This is a genomic window from Xanthomonas cassavae CFBP 4642, assembly GCF_000454545.1.
Taxonomy (GTDB): Bacteria; Pseudomonadota; Gammaproteobacteria; order Xanthomonadales; family Xanthomonadaceae; genus Xanthomonas; species Xanthomonas cassavae.
In genome coordinates this window covers 1,780,199-1,795,207 of the sequence record NZ_CM002139.1, presented here as the reverse complement: position 1 = coordinate 1,795,207, position 15,009 = coordinate 1,780,199, and the positions used below count along the sequence as shown (strand labels likewise).

The window sequence follows — 15,009 nt, the reverse complement described above, 5'->3', positions numbered from 1 at the left end:
AATGGCGTGCAGCTTCGCCAGATCCAGCCCGGCAAGCCGAACCAGAATGCCTACGTCGAATCCTTCAACGGCCGGCTACGCGACGAATGCCTCAATGAACACTGGCTCCCAACGCTGCTACATGCGCGCACCGAGATCGAACGATGGCGTCGCGAGTACAACGAGGAACGACCCAAAAAAGCGATTGGCGGCATGACACCGGCTGCCTATGCCCAGCACCTGGCCAACAGCGATATCATCAACCCCGGACTCTAAACCCGACTGCTACTCAGGATGGGGGGACGTCGGCAGCACACCCGGGGTTCCTGGCCGTGCAGCAACGCCGGAATCGAATGCTTGTCGTGCTCACTGGGCGAGTGCCCCTCAAAAAGGGCATTGGCCTATTTATTGAGGCGGCGGACGTAGGGGATTATAGCGAAAACATCAAATATGTTCTACTTGCAGTCCAGGGTAGATGACCGTTACAACTTACGGAATATGGATTTCCTTTATGCCTCATCGACCTGTCCGACAAAATACTCTGGCGGTGAGAATAGTTTCGGAGCTTGCGATAGGCATCTATCCTTGTCTGGCAGCATCGTTGGCTACGGATATGATCGTAAATGGGCGGGGGCAGGCATACGCTAACCTGCTCTTCTGCGGCGAACGATTCGTTGTACATCGGAACCGCCGCCGGCAGCCTGCCTATCCATGGCGACACAACCTACACATGCTGTGTGTGGACGGGAACCGCGACGGAGGGACGAGGGAGATTGCCATTTCAAGCCTGGGATCCGTTTTTTTAAACCGTCGCTTTTATTATCTGGACACACCGGTGCCGATATCGTGACTGTCAGCAACGAGTGATGCAATGGGCAGGAGTATATGCACGATTTCTTTTGATGGATCGCGTTAGGCTCAACGGGTGGCTGCGGGCGTACTTGTTCCAACATTACCCGGCAGGTCGAATCTCTTGTCGATGTCCGGCTTAGAAAACAGCATCCTGCAGCGCTGTGTAAACCAAACAGATTCGTTCGTCGATATCGATCGTTTTCTCATGCAAAAAACTAACCTAGGGAAGCTCTGATGAACTCACCACAGATACGCGACACTACCTACCTTATGTGGAGGATTAATCCATGCGACTGACGTTCGGTGGACGCTGAGGGCCCGGGCAAGCGCAAGCAGACCCGGCGGAGATCTTCCTGGCCGAGATGGAGCAGGTCGTTCCGTGGCAGCAACTGCTTGGACTGATCGGGCCACACTATCCGGTGTCAGGGCGGCCAGGGCGGCAGCCGTACGCACTGGCGACGATGTTGCGGATTCATCTGCTGCAGCAGTGGTATGCGTTGAGCGATCCGGCGATGGAAGAAGCGCTGCACGAGATTCCGACCTTATGGCGCTTTGCCCAGCTCGGGGGGTTGGACGCCGTTCCGGACGAGACCACGATTCTCAACTTTCGACGCCCGCTGGAGACCCATGGTCTTGCTGCGCGGATGCTGGAAGCGGTCAACGCGCATCTGGCGCGCAAGGGCCAGAACCTGCGGTCCGGCACGATTGTCGATGCGACGCTGATCTCTGCGCCCAGTTCGACCAAGGACGCCGACCATGCGCGCGACCCTGAGATGTATCAGACCAAGAAGGGCAATCAGTGGTATTTCGGGATGAAGGAACAATGAAGATTACACAGAATAAAATCCTCTTAACTTCAATTTATCTAGGGATCTTTCTATTTTCTTTTAACGCAGACGCAGTTGTTATTTCCGCATCTAGCAATGCTTATATACATCAACTAACGGCAACAGACAATTTGTGCAGTGTAGGAATGTCAAGATCACGTGACGACACAGTAATTTGGAAAACTAAAACATGGGATTGCTCGACGCGTTACGGCAGTGAACTTTTCGATTTAGCTAAAATGGCATTTCTATTAAATCAACGGGTAATGGTTGTATACAGTGAAATAAACGACGACCTTCTATCTATCACGGTTAATTAATTCATATTAAACAGCAGATTATTGTGATGGGTAGAACTTAGTGAATAGACTGAACCCGTTCGGCATACTATTTTTATTTTTCATCATTACGTCATTCCCAGCATTTTCCTACACCCCCACCCCAAATATAACAATTTATGCAAATGGCTTCGTTAAGTCAATGTCTCTGACGCAGCAAAAAACGTGTGAAGTGGGGTTATTAGATTCTGATCATGACTTGAATCTGCACACTTACAGCGTGATGAACTGCAATCCTAAAATTATGGCCATCTTAAGGATATCACTACAACTCAACAAGAAAGTATCTTTCAGCTATAGCTCACCTGAAAAGAAGATCAAAATAGTCGTTATCGGCTATTCTACAACGCAGAAATAAAATAAATGAACGTTATTATTTTTATTGTTGGTATCTTTTTATCCATTCCAGCACTTTCCTCCCCTCCTACAGTTCTTCCCGTTATTTTGTATAGAGCGGACATGCTGACTCCGGACGTTGTTAAGCAGCAGGGAGGATTTCTTGCACGCGGAATGGATGGCACTCGTCCAAATCAACCAATCGCAGATATATCATTGTACAACCATGCGGTCGGCTCAGCAACTGGATTGGCTAATCACTCATCAGGTTATGTGTCGACAACCACCTCATTGAGGTTCGCTCATATGTGGATAAATAGCGCGCACGCCGGAGCTGGGTACATTTATCATGTGATTCCAACTGGCAATTTCATTGGCGTTAATGAATCGCTATTAGGTTATTCTCCTCACTCTGAAGAGCATGAATATGCTGCCCTTGGAATGATCCGCTGGTCTCAGGTCGTGGGATGGCAACAGGTGAGCTTTGGCGTTTTAGGGGATTTTGTACCCAACAGAGATTATGCGGCACGCCTTTACTCTGGATCGCGTGCAGCGGGAGCCGAATATCAACTCGCGGGATTTCCGCCAGACCACGCTGCCTGGAGGCGATTACCGTGGTCTGAATTCAACTCTTGCGATACTCCCTTGAGATCTCCGCGTTCTACGCAACAAGATGTATGTGCATCTACTGATATCGGGCCCTACGTCGCCGCCCAATATTTTGCAACAAGCGACCGTTTAACTGTTGTCTTTCTACTGAACTGATTTTCTCGCGGCGAATGGAATCGATCCTTAGATGCCCCCACGTTTTTTTAATTCTACTGTGTTATAAATAGTCGTACACTCCTGACACTAGGCGGTCTCAACTTGCAAGTGCAACACGTGAGTTGAATTGAGCGATCTCTTCTTCCAGCGCCTGGTTCGGCGTCTTCCAGCCAAGCGTCTGCCGTGGCCGGGCGTNAAACGTGCCGAAAACGGCAAAAAACCGGGGGTTTGAGCGCCCTCAGCGCGGCGGATGTGGCGTGTTTCGTTTTCCGGCTGCGTTGATCAGACCATCCTTAGGCATGTTTTAGTCATCCCACCCGTGCCGCCGGCGTTGTCCAGACAGCGCCCGCATCGCGGCCGGTATCGGATCACAGACCCAGCAGTGCACGCACCAGCTTGATGATGCCCCAGAACGACACCACCCAGATCGCACTGCGCAGGTAGGCAATACCGGCCGCATAGATCGGCACATAGGCCACGCGCGCCCACAGGTACAGCTGCACCGCCAGTGCGGTCTCCGCACTGGTACGCCCCGCCACGCTCACCGCCAGCACCGCAGCTGCGAAGATCGGAAAGGTCTCCAGATAATTGCGGAATGCGCGGTCCAGGCGGGCCGCCACACCGGTCAGCGGCTTGGCATCGCCATCGCGTGCGCTCGCGTTCCATTTGGTGCCGCGCTGGGCGGTCGTGCTGGCCGAGGCGGCCAGCAGCTGTACCAGGCCGAGCACCATGGCCCAGCCCAGCATCTCCAGTTCGATCGTCAGTTGCATGCGCTTCTCCTGGCCGGTTGCTGCATCACTTCACCGCCGTGCGCAGGCTGTAGCCCGCTACACGCCAGGTCTTGTCCTCGTCCAGACGGAACGACACCAGCTCCCGTACCGGCTGCTGCGCATTGGCGAACCGGGTCGGGAAACTGACGTTGACGTACAGCCCTTCGGGCACCTGTGCGCCAGGACCGTACTTGACCCGCGTCACCGAGCTCTGGCCGCGACCGACGACCGCACCCAGGCGCGCGCGCTCGCCGCCCAGCTGCGCCACGAAGGCATCGCGCTTGACCGCGGTCTTGGCCACGCGGGAGGCGCCATCCCAGATCGCCGCGGCCTTGTTGGTGTCGACCATCTGCGCCACGCGCAAGGCGGCCTGGGTCATCTCGACGTCCTGCTTGGCCACCTGTGCCTGTTGGGCGGGGCTCAGCGCCGGCGCCGCCGGCTTCTGCGCCGCAGGTGCGGGTTGCGCCGTCGCCGCAGCGCGCGTGACAGGTGCCGGTTGCGCCGCAGGTGCGGTGGCGGCGCGGTTGGAAGACTGCGGTTGTTGCGCGAACACCAGCGCTGGAGCAAACACCAGCGCAACAAGCAAACGAGGATGACGCATGGACAGGCACCTATACTGGATCGGATGGACGGGTGAGCCGCATACCGTGCGGCCAGTGGCGCAGTCTATGCCGCGACCTGTGCAAAACAAGCAGCGAGTGCGATCACCTGCAATCAGCGATACGTCGGGAAGATCGCTGAGCGAATCGAACAGATGGCGTCCTCAGGACCAATGCGTCCGGGCAACGAGTGGAACTGCCACCGAACGTACCCAGGCGTGGCTGATGAACCATCGCCAGCAGTCATCAGTGCCTGGGCGACGCACAGGGAGCCGCGCGCACGGTGGTAGGTGAGGATTTCAAGCAGCGGCCGCGCCGGCCCTGGGGCTGTGCAGTCGGTGTGGCTATCGCCCTAGACCTCGCCACCAGGAGCTGGTGGCACCGCAGCCACCCCGCGCGGCCGCCACAGCCGCCAGCTCACCCAGAACGCTCGCGCGATGGCTGCAATCAATGCCGCCAAGCTTAGCCACATCGCCAGCGTGGCTGGCCATTGCTCGCGCATTGCCTCGGCGGCCAGGCGCAGCAGTTCGGCCACGCCGAAGCCCACCAGCACCAGCAACGCCGAGGGCAGGTACGCCAGTAAAACGCCTTTGGTCTTGCCTCGCATACTGCCCCCCGACCCGGTTGTATTCGGCGACCATAGGCAGCGCCTAGTGCGGTACGCGTGAAACCTGCAGCGGCCTCAACCGTCAGCGGGCGCGGGCGCCGACGAGTCGGCCCGCGCAGCATCCCGGGCCGGTTCGGCCGCCGGCGCGAGCGGCGGCGTGGCGTCGGCAGGCGCCCCATCCTGCGCATCCAGCGCCGGCGTGACCGGCAGGGCCGCTGCATCGGTTTCGGCCAGCGGGCTTTCTTCCGGGCAGGCCGCATCCGGAAAACCGAAGCGCTGCTTCAAGGCCAGACCACAGGCGTTGACCGCATCCAGATCCGCACCCTCACCCTTGCACTTCTGGTCGAACGCCACCAGAAACGCGTCCTTGCGGCGCACGAATGCATCACCGCACTTGCGCATCTGGCGGATGCGTTCCAGGTCGTCCTGCACAGCATTGGTTCCGTCCAGGCCGTATTCGCGCAGCTCTTCCATGGTGAGCAGGCGCAGGCTGCGGTTGGGCACCGTCATCATCAGGTCAGCCACTGCCACCGCCACGCCGTTACGCTCCAGATAATCCTTGACGTTGCCATAGACCTCGCGCAGCTCACGATTGAGCTCCGCCCGCGACGTCGCCTTCGAGCTGATCCGCATCATCCGGTGGATGCCCACCTTGCCGGCCACCAGGCGGTTGTCGCCGGCCGCCAGCACGAATACGCAGGCGCTATGGCAGATCGAGCCTTCGCGCACCCAGATGGTCCAGTTGGATTCGCCGATGGTATCGCCGGCGCGGATCGCTGCCTCTACCTGCCCGCCGCTGGAATCCAGATCCAGGATGCGATGCGGCAACTTCCACTGCTCGGCCACTGCGGCCAGCCGCCACACCAGCGCCGCGAAACCTGCGTTGATCTTGCCCGCGTAGCGCACCCGCACCAGGCCGGTCTCGCGGCACGGCGCCAGTGCGGCCTCCACGCTGGGCCTGTCCAGCGCCGGCAACAAGGTGCCATCGCCGGCGTCCTTGTCGTAATCGGTGGCGCAGCTGATCCAGGCCTGGCCCGCGTCCAGTTCCGCCTGCGGCCAACCCGCCTCGCCAACCTGCGCACGCGGGCGCGGCGGCGGGACCGGGTCGGGCGTGTCCACCGACACCATATGGTCGCCATCGCCGACCTGCGCCACTCCGGTCTGCTGCGCCCCGGCAGCATCGGCCGACGTACCGCTGCGGTCGCAGGCAACCAGCAGGAACACGCAGGCAAGTGACAGACAACGCGATTTGAGCATGGGTGGGTGTGGGAGCGCGACGGAGATCACCTTCAGGGAACCTCTAAAAACCCCAGGATCCTGTCATCATTGACGTAATGCGATGCTAGCGGAGGGTGCTACAGATGATCAGTTTGTTCGCCGGNGCGCAGCGTCGGCGAGCTGAGAGCTTGGCCGACCATGTCAGCGATGTTTCCAAGCATCGTCACCTCCATGCATGCGCCACATCGACTCCGGCATGGTTATTCGAGGTGCCCTTCAGTCTATGGCTGAAGCGGTCAAGGATTTGACCGCGCCATGAACATGCACCCGCTTGTGCAACCCTGTCCGAAAACGGCCAGCCGATGCCGTGGCGAGGGCATAGACTGACGCCATGCAGATGCTCACGCCCGACCGGACCCAATGCGACCGCGCCCGCCTGGCGCGCGATGCGCGCTTCGACGGGCTGTTCTTCACCGCCGTGCGCAGCACCGGGATCTATTGCCGTCCGGTGTGCCCGGCGCCGGCGCCGAAGCCGGCCAATGTCAGTTATTACCCCACGGCGGCAGCGGCCAGCGCGGCCGGCTATCGGCCGTGCCTGCGCTGCCGGCCGGAGCTGTCGCCGCAGGCGCAGCAGCACCTGGGCGAAGAGAGCGTGCAGCGCGCCCTGGCGATGATCGCCGAGGGCGTGTTGCAGGAGCAGCCGGTGCGCAGCCTGGCCGATGCGGTGGGCGTCAGCGCGCGGCAGCTGCAACGGCAGTTCGTGCAGCAGCTCGGCGCCACGCCGATCCAGGTACACGGCACACGCCGGCTGCTGCTGGCCAAGCAGTTGCTCACCGAAACCGCCTTGCCGGTGACCGAGGTCGCGCTGGCGGCCGGCTTCAACAGCCTGCGCCGGTTCAATGCGGCATTCGTGGAAGGATGCGGGATGCCGCCGTCGGTGTTACGCAAGCAGCGCGCCGAGGTGCCGGGCGGCGAACTCACGCTGCGCCTGGGCTATCGGCCGCCGCTGGACTGGCCGGCGATGCTGGCGTTTCTGCAGCGCCGGGCGATCCCGGGGATCGAGCAGATCGATGCCGGCAGTTACCGGCGGGTGATCGGCACGGCTGGCCACGCCAGCTTGATCGACGTCGCGCCGGCGCCGCAGCGCGCAGAACTGCTGCTGCGCATCGGCGCCACCGATCCGCGCCGGATTCCGCAGATCGTGCGCCGGGTGCGCCGCGTGTTCGATCTGGACGCGGACCTGCAGGCCGTGCACGCCACGCTGGCGACCGAGCCGCTGCTGGCCGAGGCGATCGCGCGCCGGCCCGGCCTGCGCGTGCCCGGCGGCTGGGATGGCTTCGAGACCGCGGTACGTGCGGTGCTGGGTCAGCAGATCAGCGTGGCCGGCGCGGCCACGCTGGCGGCGCGGCTGGTGGAGCGCTATGGCGGCCGGCATGCCGAGATGCCGCCAGGGCTGGATCGCAGTTTCCCCACCCCCGAGCAACTGGCCGAGGCGCCGCTGGAACAGCTCGGTCTGCCGGGCGCACGCGCCGCCACGCTGCGCGCACTGGCCTGCGCCTGCGCACAGGGCCGGCTGCACTTCGGCGCCGGCCAGCGCCTGTCCGAGTTCGTCGCCGCGTGCGTCGCCCTGCCCGGTATCGGGCCGTGGACGGCGCACTACATCGCCATGCGTGCGCTCTCGCATCCGGACGCGTTTCCGGCCGGCGACCTGATCCTGCAGCAGGTGCTCGGCGCGCCGCTGCGGCTGAGCGAACGCGCCACCGACGCGCGCGCGCAGGCCTGGCGCCCATGGCGCGCCTACGCCGTGCTGCACCTGTGGCATCTCGCCGCCGACCGCAAGGAATCCCGAGCATGAGCACCGTGCATTACGACCTTTTCCCCTCGCCGATCGGCACGCTGACCGTGGCCGCCGACCAGGCCGGCGTCCGCCATATCCTGTTCGCGCAGAACCGTTACGACGCCGCCGGACGCGCACGCTGGGTGCGCGATCCGGACGCTGCGCTGGTGCGCGAGGCGCGCGAGCAATTGCTCGATTATCTGGATGGCGGGCGATGCCGGTTCGACCTGCCGCTGGCACCGGTGGGCACACCCTTCCAGCGCGAGGTCTGGCACACGCTGGCGCAGATTCCGTTCGGCCAGACCTGGAGCTATGCGCAGCTGGCGCAAGCGGTGGGCCGCCCCGCTGCCAGCCGCGCGGTGGGCGCGGCCAACGGACGCAATCCGCTGCCGATCGTGCTGCCGTGCCATCGCGTGATCGGTGCCAACGGAGCATTGACCGGGTTCGGCGGCGGACTGCCAACCAAACAGGCCTTGTTGCAACTGGAAGGCTGGTCGCCGCAGCCGATCGCACGCGCCGGCGATCTGTTCGCCGATGCCCCCGCCGCAGGCTTGCGATGACTTCGCGACGTCATCGCTGCCCCGTACACTGGGCCACATGATCGACCGACGTTATGTGGTTGCCGCGGCAGCCACGGCCCTGCTCGCCGCCTGTAACAGCCAGCCCCTCCAGCCCAGTGCCCAGGCGCACTCCGCCAGCGCATCAGCCCCGCCGGCCGCCACGGCAGCAGCGGATGATGGCCCACACACCTTGCTGCTGATCTCCATCGATGGCCTGCGTGCAGACATGCTCGATCGCGGCATCACCCCGACGCTGTCGCAGCTATCCCGCGATGGCGTGCGTGCGCGCTGGATGACGCCGTCGTACCCGTCGCTGACGTTTCCCAACCACTACACGCTGATCACCGGGCTGCGCCCCGACCACCACGGCATCGTGCACAACAGCATGCGCGACCCGGCCCTGGGCGGCTTCTGGCTGAGCAAGCCCGAGGCGGTGGGCGATGCACGCTGGTGGGGCGGCGAACCGCTGTGGGTAGGCGCCGAGCGCGCCGGCCTGCGTGCGGCCACCTGGTCGTGGCCGGGCAGCGAAGCGGCGATCCAGGGCGTGCGCCCCTCGCAGTGGCGCCATTACGAAGAGGGGGTGAGCCTGGACGCACGCGTGGACGCGGTGCGCGGCTGGCTCCAGGCCGACGGCGCCCAGCGCAATCGCCTGGTCACGCTGTACTTCGAACAGGTGGACGAAGCCGGCCACGACCACGGCCCGGAATCGCGCGAATACGCCAACAGCGTGCGCGCAGTGGATGCCGCGATCGGCAGGCTGCTGGACGGCATGCGGCGCGACGGCACCCGCGCGCGCACCAACATCATCGTGGTCTCCGACCACGGCATGGCCCAGGTGCCGCCGGGCCATGCCATCAGCGTGGAAGCCATGGCGCCGCCCGGGCTTGCCATCGCCACCACCGACGGCCAGGTGATCGGGTTCGTGCCACTGCCAGGGCAGCAGGCCAAGGCCGAAGCGCACCTGCTCGGCGCGCATGCGCACTACGACTGCTGGCGCAAGGCGCAGCTGCCGGCGCGCTGGCATTACGGCACGCACCCGCGCATCGCACCCATCGTGTGCCAGATGCACGAACGCTGGGATGCACTGTTCCCGGACAAACTGGCCAAGCGTCCGCAGCAGGGCATGCGCGGCTCGCACGGCTTCGATCCGGCATTGCCGGCGATGCGCGCGGTGTTCGTGGCGCAAGGCCCGGATCTGGCGCAAGGCAAGACATTGCCCGGTTTCGAGAATGTCGACGTCTATGCCTTGATGACGCGCCTGCTGGGCATCGAGGCCGCGCCCAACGATGGCAACCCGGCCACGCTGCTGCCGGCATTGCGCGTGCAGCCACCGACGGCGCGTTGACCCACCACCGGCACGTCAGTGCGACAATAGGGCGATGTCTGCTCCCGACCCCTTGCCGCGTCGCCTGCGGCCGTTGTTGTCCAGCCAGGGCTGGCGTCGCCGCGCCGCACTGTGGGGCGGCGCGATCGCGGTGGCCCTGGTCGCCATCGTGTTCGCCAAGGCCAGCGATGCCGCCTTCCACCTGTTCCAGCGCATCACCGCACACACGATCTGGTGGGCCCTGCTGCTGACCCCGGGCATCTTCGCCCTGCTCGCCTGGCTCACCTCCGGCGCTTTGCGGCCCACCCGCGGCAGCGGCATTCCGCAGGTCATCGCCGCGCTGGAGCATCCGGACCCGGCATTTCGCGACACCCACCTGTCGCTGCGCGTATCGGTCGGCAAGCTCGCCTTGACTACCCTGTCGCTGCTGGGCGGTGCCTCGGTGGGTCGCGAGGGCCCCACCGTGCATGTGGGTGCCAGCCTGATGCATGTGTTCGGGCGCTGGTTTGGCTTCCATGATCCGCGCGAGCTCTCGCATTTTTTGCTCGCGGGCGGCGCCGCCGGCATCGCGGCGGCGTTCAACACCCCGCTGGCCGGCGTGGTCTTTGCGATCGAAGAGCTGAGCGGGCGCTTCGAGCACCGCTTCTCCGGCACCTTGCTCACCGCGGTGATCGTCGGTGGCGTGGTATCGCTGGGCCTGCTGGGCAGCTACACGTATTTCGGCAAGGTGGCGGTGGCGCTGCCGTTGGGCCGTGCATGGCTGGCGATTGCGTTATGCGGCGTTGTGGCCGGCCTGCTCGGCGGTATCTTCGCGCGGCTGGTGCTGGCCAGCGTCAGCGGCAAACCGCACTGGTTGGGTGCACTGCGCCAACGGCATCCGGTGCTGCTGGCCGCGTTGTGCGGCGTCGCCCTGGTCGGGCTGGCGGTGGTGTGCGGGCAAGGCGCCTTCGGCACCGGCTACGAGCAGGCGCGCAGCCTGGTGCAGGGGCGTGCCGTGGTCGGCCACGAATTCGGCCTGATGAAGCTGCTCGCCAATCTGGTCTCGTACCTGGCCGGCATTCCGGGCGGCCTGTTCTCGCCCGCCCTGGCGGTGGGTGCCGGCATCGGCCACAACCTGTCGGTGCTGATGCCGGGCGTGGACCCACGCACCTTCGTGCTGCTGGGCATGTGCGCCTACCTGACCGGTGTCACCCAGGCACCGCTGACCTCGGCGGTGATCTCGCTGGAGCTCACCGACACCAGCCAGATGCTGCTGCCGATCCTGGCCACCGTGTTGATTGCACGCGCGGTGTCAGGGCTGGTGTGCAAGACGCCGATCTATCGCGGGCTGGCCGAGCAATTGCTGACCCCAGCGGCCAGGCAGCCAGTGCCGGCGGCGGACACAGCGCGCTAGAGACGTTGCACCATCGAGGCGCGCAGGCTGTCTCCGGTGCATCTCGGACAGCAGCGATGGATACCACTGCGCTGGACACTGTTGAGTGTCCGGCGCCGATTCGCCTCGGGTACCGATGGCGATGACGCGCCGCCTGGTCCATGCGAACCGGTGCCGGTCCAGGCACGTCAGCAGGCAGACGAACAGCGTGTTGGGCTGACATCGGACATAAAAAACGCGGCGCAAGCGCCGCGTTTTCAGATCGCAAAGCGGGCTGGGGTCAGCTGGCCTTGGCGACGGTCTTCTTGGCAACAGCCTTCTTGGCCGGCGCCTTGACCACGCCCTTCTTGGCAACCGGGGCAGCTGCACCCACGACAACCTTGCTCACCGCGTGCGAACGCGAATTGCCGTAGCTGGCGTTGTAGCGCTTGCCCTTGGCGGTCTTACGGTCACCCTTACCCATTTCGTCGACTCCTGAATGTGAATACAAATTCCCGTGCTGGCACGGATCTGGCGAGGTTTGCACCGAGTGGCGCCCTCGCGCAAGGCCGGCAAGCCTACCACGTCGGCCCGGAGCCGCGCAGCCGTGCGGCCTGCCAGGCTGTGAACCAGCCGCCTGTAGACCAGATCCACCATCGGCGGTGACCGGCGGTCAGCGACCGGCGCCGGCCTGGCACCGGCGTGAAGCGGGCTTCCGAATCGCTGCCTGCAACCATTGCCCAGCCGCCTGTCTGCGCATCGTCAGTGCGCGCAGCTCGCGTCATGCACGTGCCCATGCCCGTGATTCAGGCGCAGATTGACCAGGTGCGCGATCCCTACCAGGGCGCCGCCCAGCGTCATCACCACCGCGTGCGGCACCACCGAATGGTGCAACGGGTCGTGCAACAGGCCCAGCCACAGCAGCGCCAGGCCCGGCAGCAGCAACGCTAGCGCGTGTAGCGCCTTGTGGCGGCGGTATCCCAACACCAGGCTGAAAAGCCCCAGCAGGGTCACGAAGACGACAATCGCCAGTTCGACCCCGTCGCCCAGCCAGAACGACAACCCCAGCGATGGGGCCAGGGCCAGCACCAGCGGCAGCACCGCGCAGTGCACGGCACACAGTAGCGACCCGGTCGCACCGAAGCGGTCCAGCAGATGGCGAAGTGTGGGCAGAGGCATGACTTCCAGCAGGTACGCGCGGCGACGTGGAATAATATAACATCTTCCTCGTTCCAGGCCCGCACCACTGCATCGCGCAGGACGGGCCTTGCCGTCGGCACAGCAGGTAAGCTGCGCCATCCTATTGATATACAGTAACAATATAGAGCCCGGTCGACATGTCCCCCTCCCTTGCTACCTCCTTGCGCCGCTCCACCCTGTCCCTGGCACTGGCCAGCCTGCTGACGCCTGCCCTGGCCATGGCTGACGACGCCCCGGCCGTTGCCGACCCGCAGACGCCGCCAACATCGGATACACGGCATGACGCCACCCATTCCAGCGGCCGGCATATCAAGGATCTGGACAAGGTGGTGGTCACCGCCAGTCCGCTGCGCGATGCGGCCGGCGAGTTGAGCCGCCCGGTCGAGGTGCTGGCCGGCGAGCGTCTGGATGAGGTGCGCAGTTCCAGTCTGGGCGAAACCGTGGCCAGCCTGCCGGGCGTGCAGAGTTCCAACTTCGGCCCCGGCGTGGGCCGGCCGATCATCCGCGGCCTGGACGGCCCGCGCGTGGCGGTGCTGCGCGATGGCCTGTCCACCCAGGACGTCTCCACCGTCAGCCAGGACCATTCCCCGGCGATCGAGCCGTTCCTGGCCAACCAGATCGAGGTGCTCAAGGGTCCGTCCACCCTGTTGTACGGCTCCGGCGCGATCGGCGGCGTGGTCAACGTGGTCGATGGCCGCATTGCCGAAACGCCGGTGGACGGCTTCAGCGGGCGCGCCGAAGTGCGTTTCGACGGCGGCGACAAGGACGGCAATACCGACATGTTCCGCGTCGATGCCGGCAACGGCAGCGGCCTGTCGATCCATGCCGACGGCGTGTACCGCAACCAGAACGATTACGACACCCCGCAGGGGCGCCAGCTCAATAGCTGGATCGATTCCAAGGTGGGCTCGATCGGTGCGTCGCTCTCCGGCGACTGGGGTTTCGTCGGCCTGTCGGCCTCGCGCTTCCGCGACAACTACGGCAATCCGGGCGAACCGGGTGACCCGTCCATCGGCGAGCGCGGGGTATCGTTGAAGCTGCAGCAGGACCGCTACGACCTCAAGGGCGGGCTGACCGATCCGTGGGGCGAAGGCAGCGCGCTGCGCTACAGCTTCGGCCACACCGATTACGCGCATACCGAGTTCGAAGGCGACGAAGTGGGCACCGTGTTCACCAAGCGCGCCAACGAAGGCCGCGTGGAAGCCTCCTTCACCTTCGGCGGCGGCTGGCAGACCGCGTTCGGCCTGCAGGGCAGCGACACCACCTTCCAGGCGATTGGCGAGGAATCCTTCGTGCCCAAGACCGATACCCGCTCGCTCGGCGTGTTCGCCGTGGCGCGCAACAGCTGGGAGCGCGTCACCGCCGAAGTCGGTGCGCGCGTGGACAAGGTCAAGTACCGCACCGACATCGGCGTGGACCGCGATTTCACCCCGACCAGCTTCTCGGCCAGCGGCGGCTTCCGTTTCAACGAACAGTGGCGCCTGACCGCCAACCTCGACCACGCCGAACGCGCACCGGCCGAGGAAGAGCTGTTCGCCAACGGCCCCCACATCGCCACCCTCGCCTTCGAGATCGGCGATGCCGATCTGAAGACCGAAAAGGCCAACCAGGCCGAGTTGGGCCTGAACTTCCAGAACGAGTGGGTGGATGCCAAGGTGGCGGCGTACTACAACCGCTACAACGACTTCGTCTACATCGTCGACACCGGCGGGCAGTGGTTCAACGAAGAAGACAACGACTTCCTGCCGATCCGCCAGTGGACGCAGAACGATGCGGTCTTCCACGGTTTCGAGGGCGAGGCCACCTTCCATCTGGCCGACAACGACACCGGCGCCTGGGATCTGCGCGTGTTCGGCGATACCGTGCGTGCGCGTCTGACCGATGGCGGCAACCTGCCGCGCATCGCACCGGGTCGCGTCGGTGCGCAGATGCGCTGGAACGCCGATGCATGGCGCGCTTCGATCGGCGCCACCCGCACCATGAAGCAGGACAAGGTGGCGGTGAACGAAACCCCGACCGACGGCTATACCTTTGTCGATGCGCACCTGGCCTATCACATGGACCACGGCAGCACGGCATGGGAAGTGTTCCTGGACGGCAACAATCTCACCAACCAGGACGCACGCGTGCACACCTCCTTCCTCAAGGACGATGTGATGCTTCCTGGCCGCAGCGCCTCGTTCGGCGTGCGGTTGTTCTTCTGACGGCGGTCTCTCCCCCCCGCCGGGTAGAAGCGAGGCCGCCTTCGGGCGGCCTCTTGTGTGTTCGGTGGCTGACAAGACCTGGCGCGCAGCCGTCGGCTGGTAGGTGCGGCGTACGAGGGCGAGATCACATTCCGAACAGCGCCCGCGCCTGCGTGGCGACCAACCAGTCGTCTGGGTCGCTGCGCTGGGTGTCGCTGCGGCCATCGCTTGCGCCAAGGTTGTGAACAACTATCCATGCGTCA

The 15,009-nt window shown here is 64.1% G+C and carries 12 protein-coding genes and 2 pseudogenes (1 of these 14 running past the window's edge); 8 read left to right on the top strand and 6 right to left on the bottom strand.

Annotation, left to right across the window (positions count from 1 at the left end; genetic code table 11):
• The 3 genes and pseudogenes from XCSCFBP4642_RS26675 to XCSCFBP4642_RS26670 form a co-directional block, all read left to right on the top strand.
• A pseudogene (locus tag XCSCFBP4642_RS26675) lies at positions 1-255 on the top strand (integrase core domain-containing protein); it begins 271 nt to the left of the window's first position.
• A gap of 863 nt (positions 256-1,118) precedes the next feature.
• Positions 1,119-1,649, top strand: a pseudogene (locus tag XCSCFBP4642_RS24335) (IS5 family transposase); the annotation flags it as partial.
• Between the two features lie 710 nt (positions 1,650-2,359).
• Positions 2,360-3,097, top strand: coding sequence for an enterotoxin A family protein (locus XCSCFBP4642_RS26670; protein ID WP_084624436.1), 738 nt, complete (start codon positions 2,360-2,362; stop codon positions 3,095-3,097).
• A gap of 368 nt (positions 3,098-3,465) precedes the next feature.
• Here XCSCFBP4642_RS26670 and XCSCFBP4642_RS0108045 read toward each other — a convergent pair whose 3' ends face one another.
• The 4 genes from XCSCFBP4642_RS0108045 to XCSCFBP4642_RS0108030 form a co-directional block, all read right to left on the bottom strand.
• Complete coding sequence (locus XCSCFBP4642_RS0108045) at positions 3,466-3,867, bottom strand: MAPEG family protein (protein ID WP_029219336.1); 402 nt, start codon at positions 3,865-3,867, stop codon at positions 3,466-3,468.
• Positions 3,868-3,892: 25 nt separating this feature from the next.
• Positions 3,893-4,468, bottom strand: a complete 576-nt coding sequence (locus tag XCSCFBP4642_RS0108040; RefSeq protein ID WP_029219335.1) for a DUF4019 domain-containing protein — start codon at positions 4,466-4,468, stop codon at positions 3,893-3,895.
• Between the two features lie 350 nt (positions 4,469-4,818).
• Positions 4,819-5,073, bottom strand: a complete 255-nt coding sequence (locus tag XCSCFBP4642_RS0108035; protein WP_029219334.1) for a hypothetical protein — start codon at positions 5,071-5,073, stop codon at positions 4,819-4,821.
• Between the two features lie 75 nt (positions 5,074-5,148).
• Positions 5,149-6,330, bottom strand: a complete 1,182-nt coding sequence (locus XCSCFBP4642_RS0108030) for a COG3904 family protein (protein ID WP_029219333.1) — start codon at positions 6,328-6,330, stop codon at positions 5,149-5,151.
• A 352-nt stretch (positions 6,331-6,682) separates the two neighbouring features.
• Here XCSCFBP4642_RS0108030 and XCSCFBP4642_RS0108025 point away from each other — a divergent pair, with 352 nt between their 5' ends.
• From XCSCFBP4642_RS0108025 to XCSCFBP4642_RS0108010, 4 genes are read left to right on the top strand one after another with little or no spacing between them, the layout of a single operon-like run.
• Positions 6,683-8,146, top strand: a complete 1,464-nt coding sequence (locus XCSCFBP4642_RS0108025) for a DNA-3-methyladenine glycosylase 2 (RefSeq protein ID WP_029219332.1) — start codon at positions 6,683-6,685, stop codon at positions 8,144-8,146.
• Positions 8,143-8,688: a methylated-DNA--[protein]-cysteine S-methyltransferase gene (locus tag XCSCFBP4642_RS0108020; protein WP_029219331.1), complete on the top strand. Its 546-nt coding sequence runs from the start codon at positions 8,143-8,145 to the stop codon at positions 8,686-8,688. Before XCSCFBP4642_RS0108025 ends, XCSCFBP4642_RS0108020 begins: the two co-directional genes overlap by 4 nt.
• Positions 8,689-8,725: 37 nt before the next feature.
• Positions 8,726-10,033, top strand: a complete 1,308-nt coding sequence (locus tag XCSCFBP4642_RS0108015; protein ID WP_029219330.1) for an alkaline phosphatase family protein — start codon at positions 8,726-8,728, stop codon at positions 10,031-10,033.
• Between the two features lie 34 nt (positions 10,034-10,067).
• A complete protein-coding gene (locus tag XCSCFBP4642_RS0108010) occupies positions 10,068-11,405 on the top strand; it encodes a chloride channel protein (RefSeq protein ID WP_029219329.1) in 1,338 nt (445 codons plus the stop codon).
• Between the two features lie 259 nt (positions 11,406-11,664).
• Here XCSCFBP4642_RS0108010 and XCSCFBP4642_RS0108005 read toward each other — a convergent pair whose 3' ends face one another.
• Positions 11,665-11,847 carry a 30S ribosomal protein THX gene (locus XCSCFBP4642_RS0108005; RefSeq protein WP_003487537.1) on the bottom strand — a complete coding sequence of 61 codons (183 nt, stop codon included), beginning with the start codon at positions 11,845-11,847 and terminating at the stop codon, positions 11,665-11,667.
• Positions 11,848-12,125: 278 nt separating this feature from the next.
• The gene (locus XCSCFBP4642_RS0108000) at positions 12,126-12,542 is read right to left on the bottom strand and encodes a MerC domain-containing protein (RefSeq protein WP_029219328.1); all 417 of its coding nucleotides are present in this window, start codon (positions 12,540-12,542) and stop codon (positions 12,126-12,128) included.
• Between the two features lie 158 nt (positions 12,543-12,700).
• Here XCSCFBP4642_RS0108000 and XCSCFBP4642_RS0107995 point away from each other — a divergent pair, with 158 nt between their 5' ends.
• Positions 12,701-14,767 carry a TonB-dependent receptor gene (locus XCSCFBP4642_RS0107995; protein ID WP_029219327.1) on the top strand — a complete coding sequence of 689 codons (2,067 nt, stop codon included), beginning with the start codon at positions 12,701-12,703 and terminating at the stop codon, positions 14,765-14,767.
• The last annotated feature ends 242 nt before the right edge of the window (positions 14,768-15,009 follow it).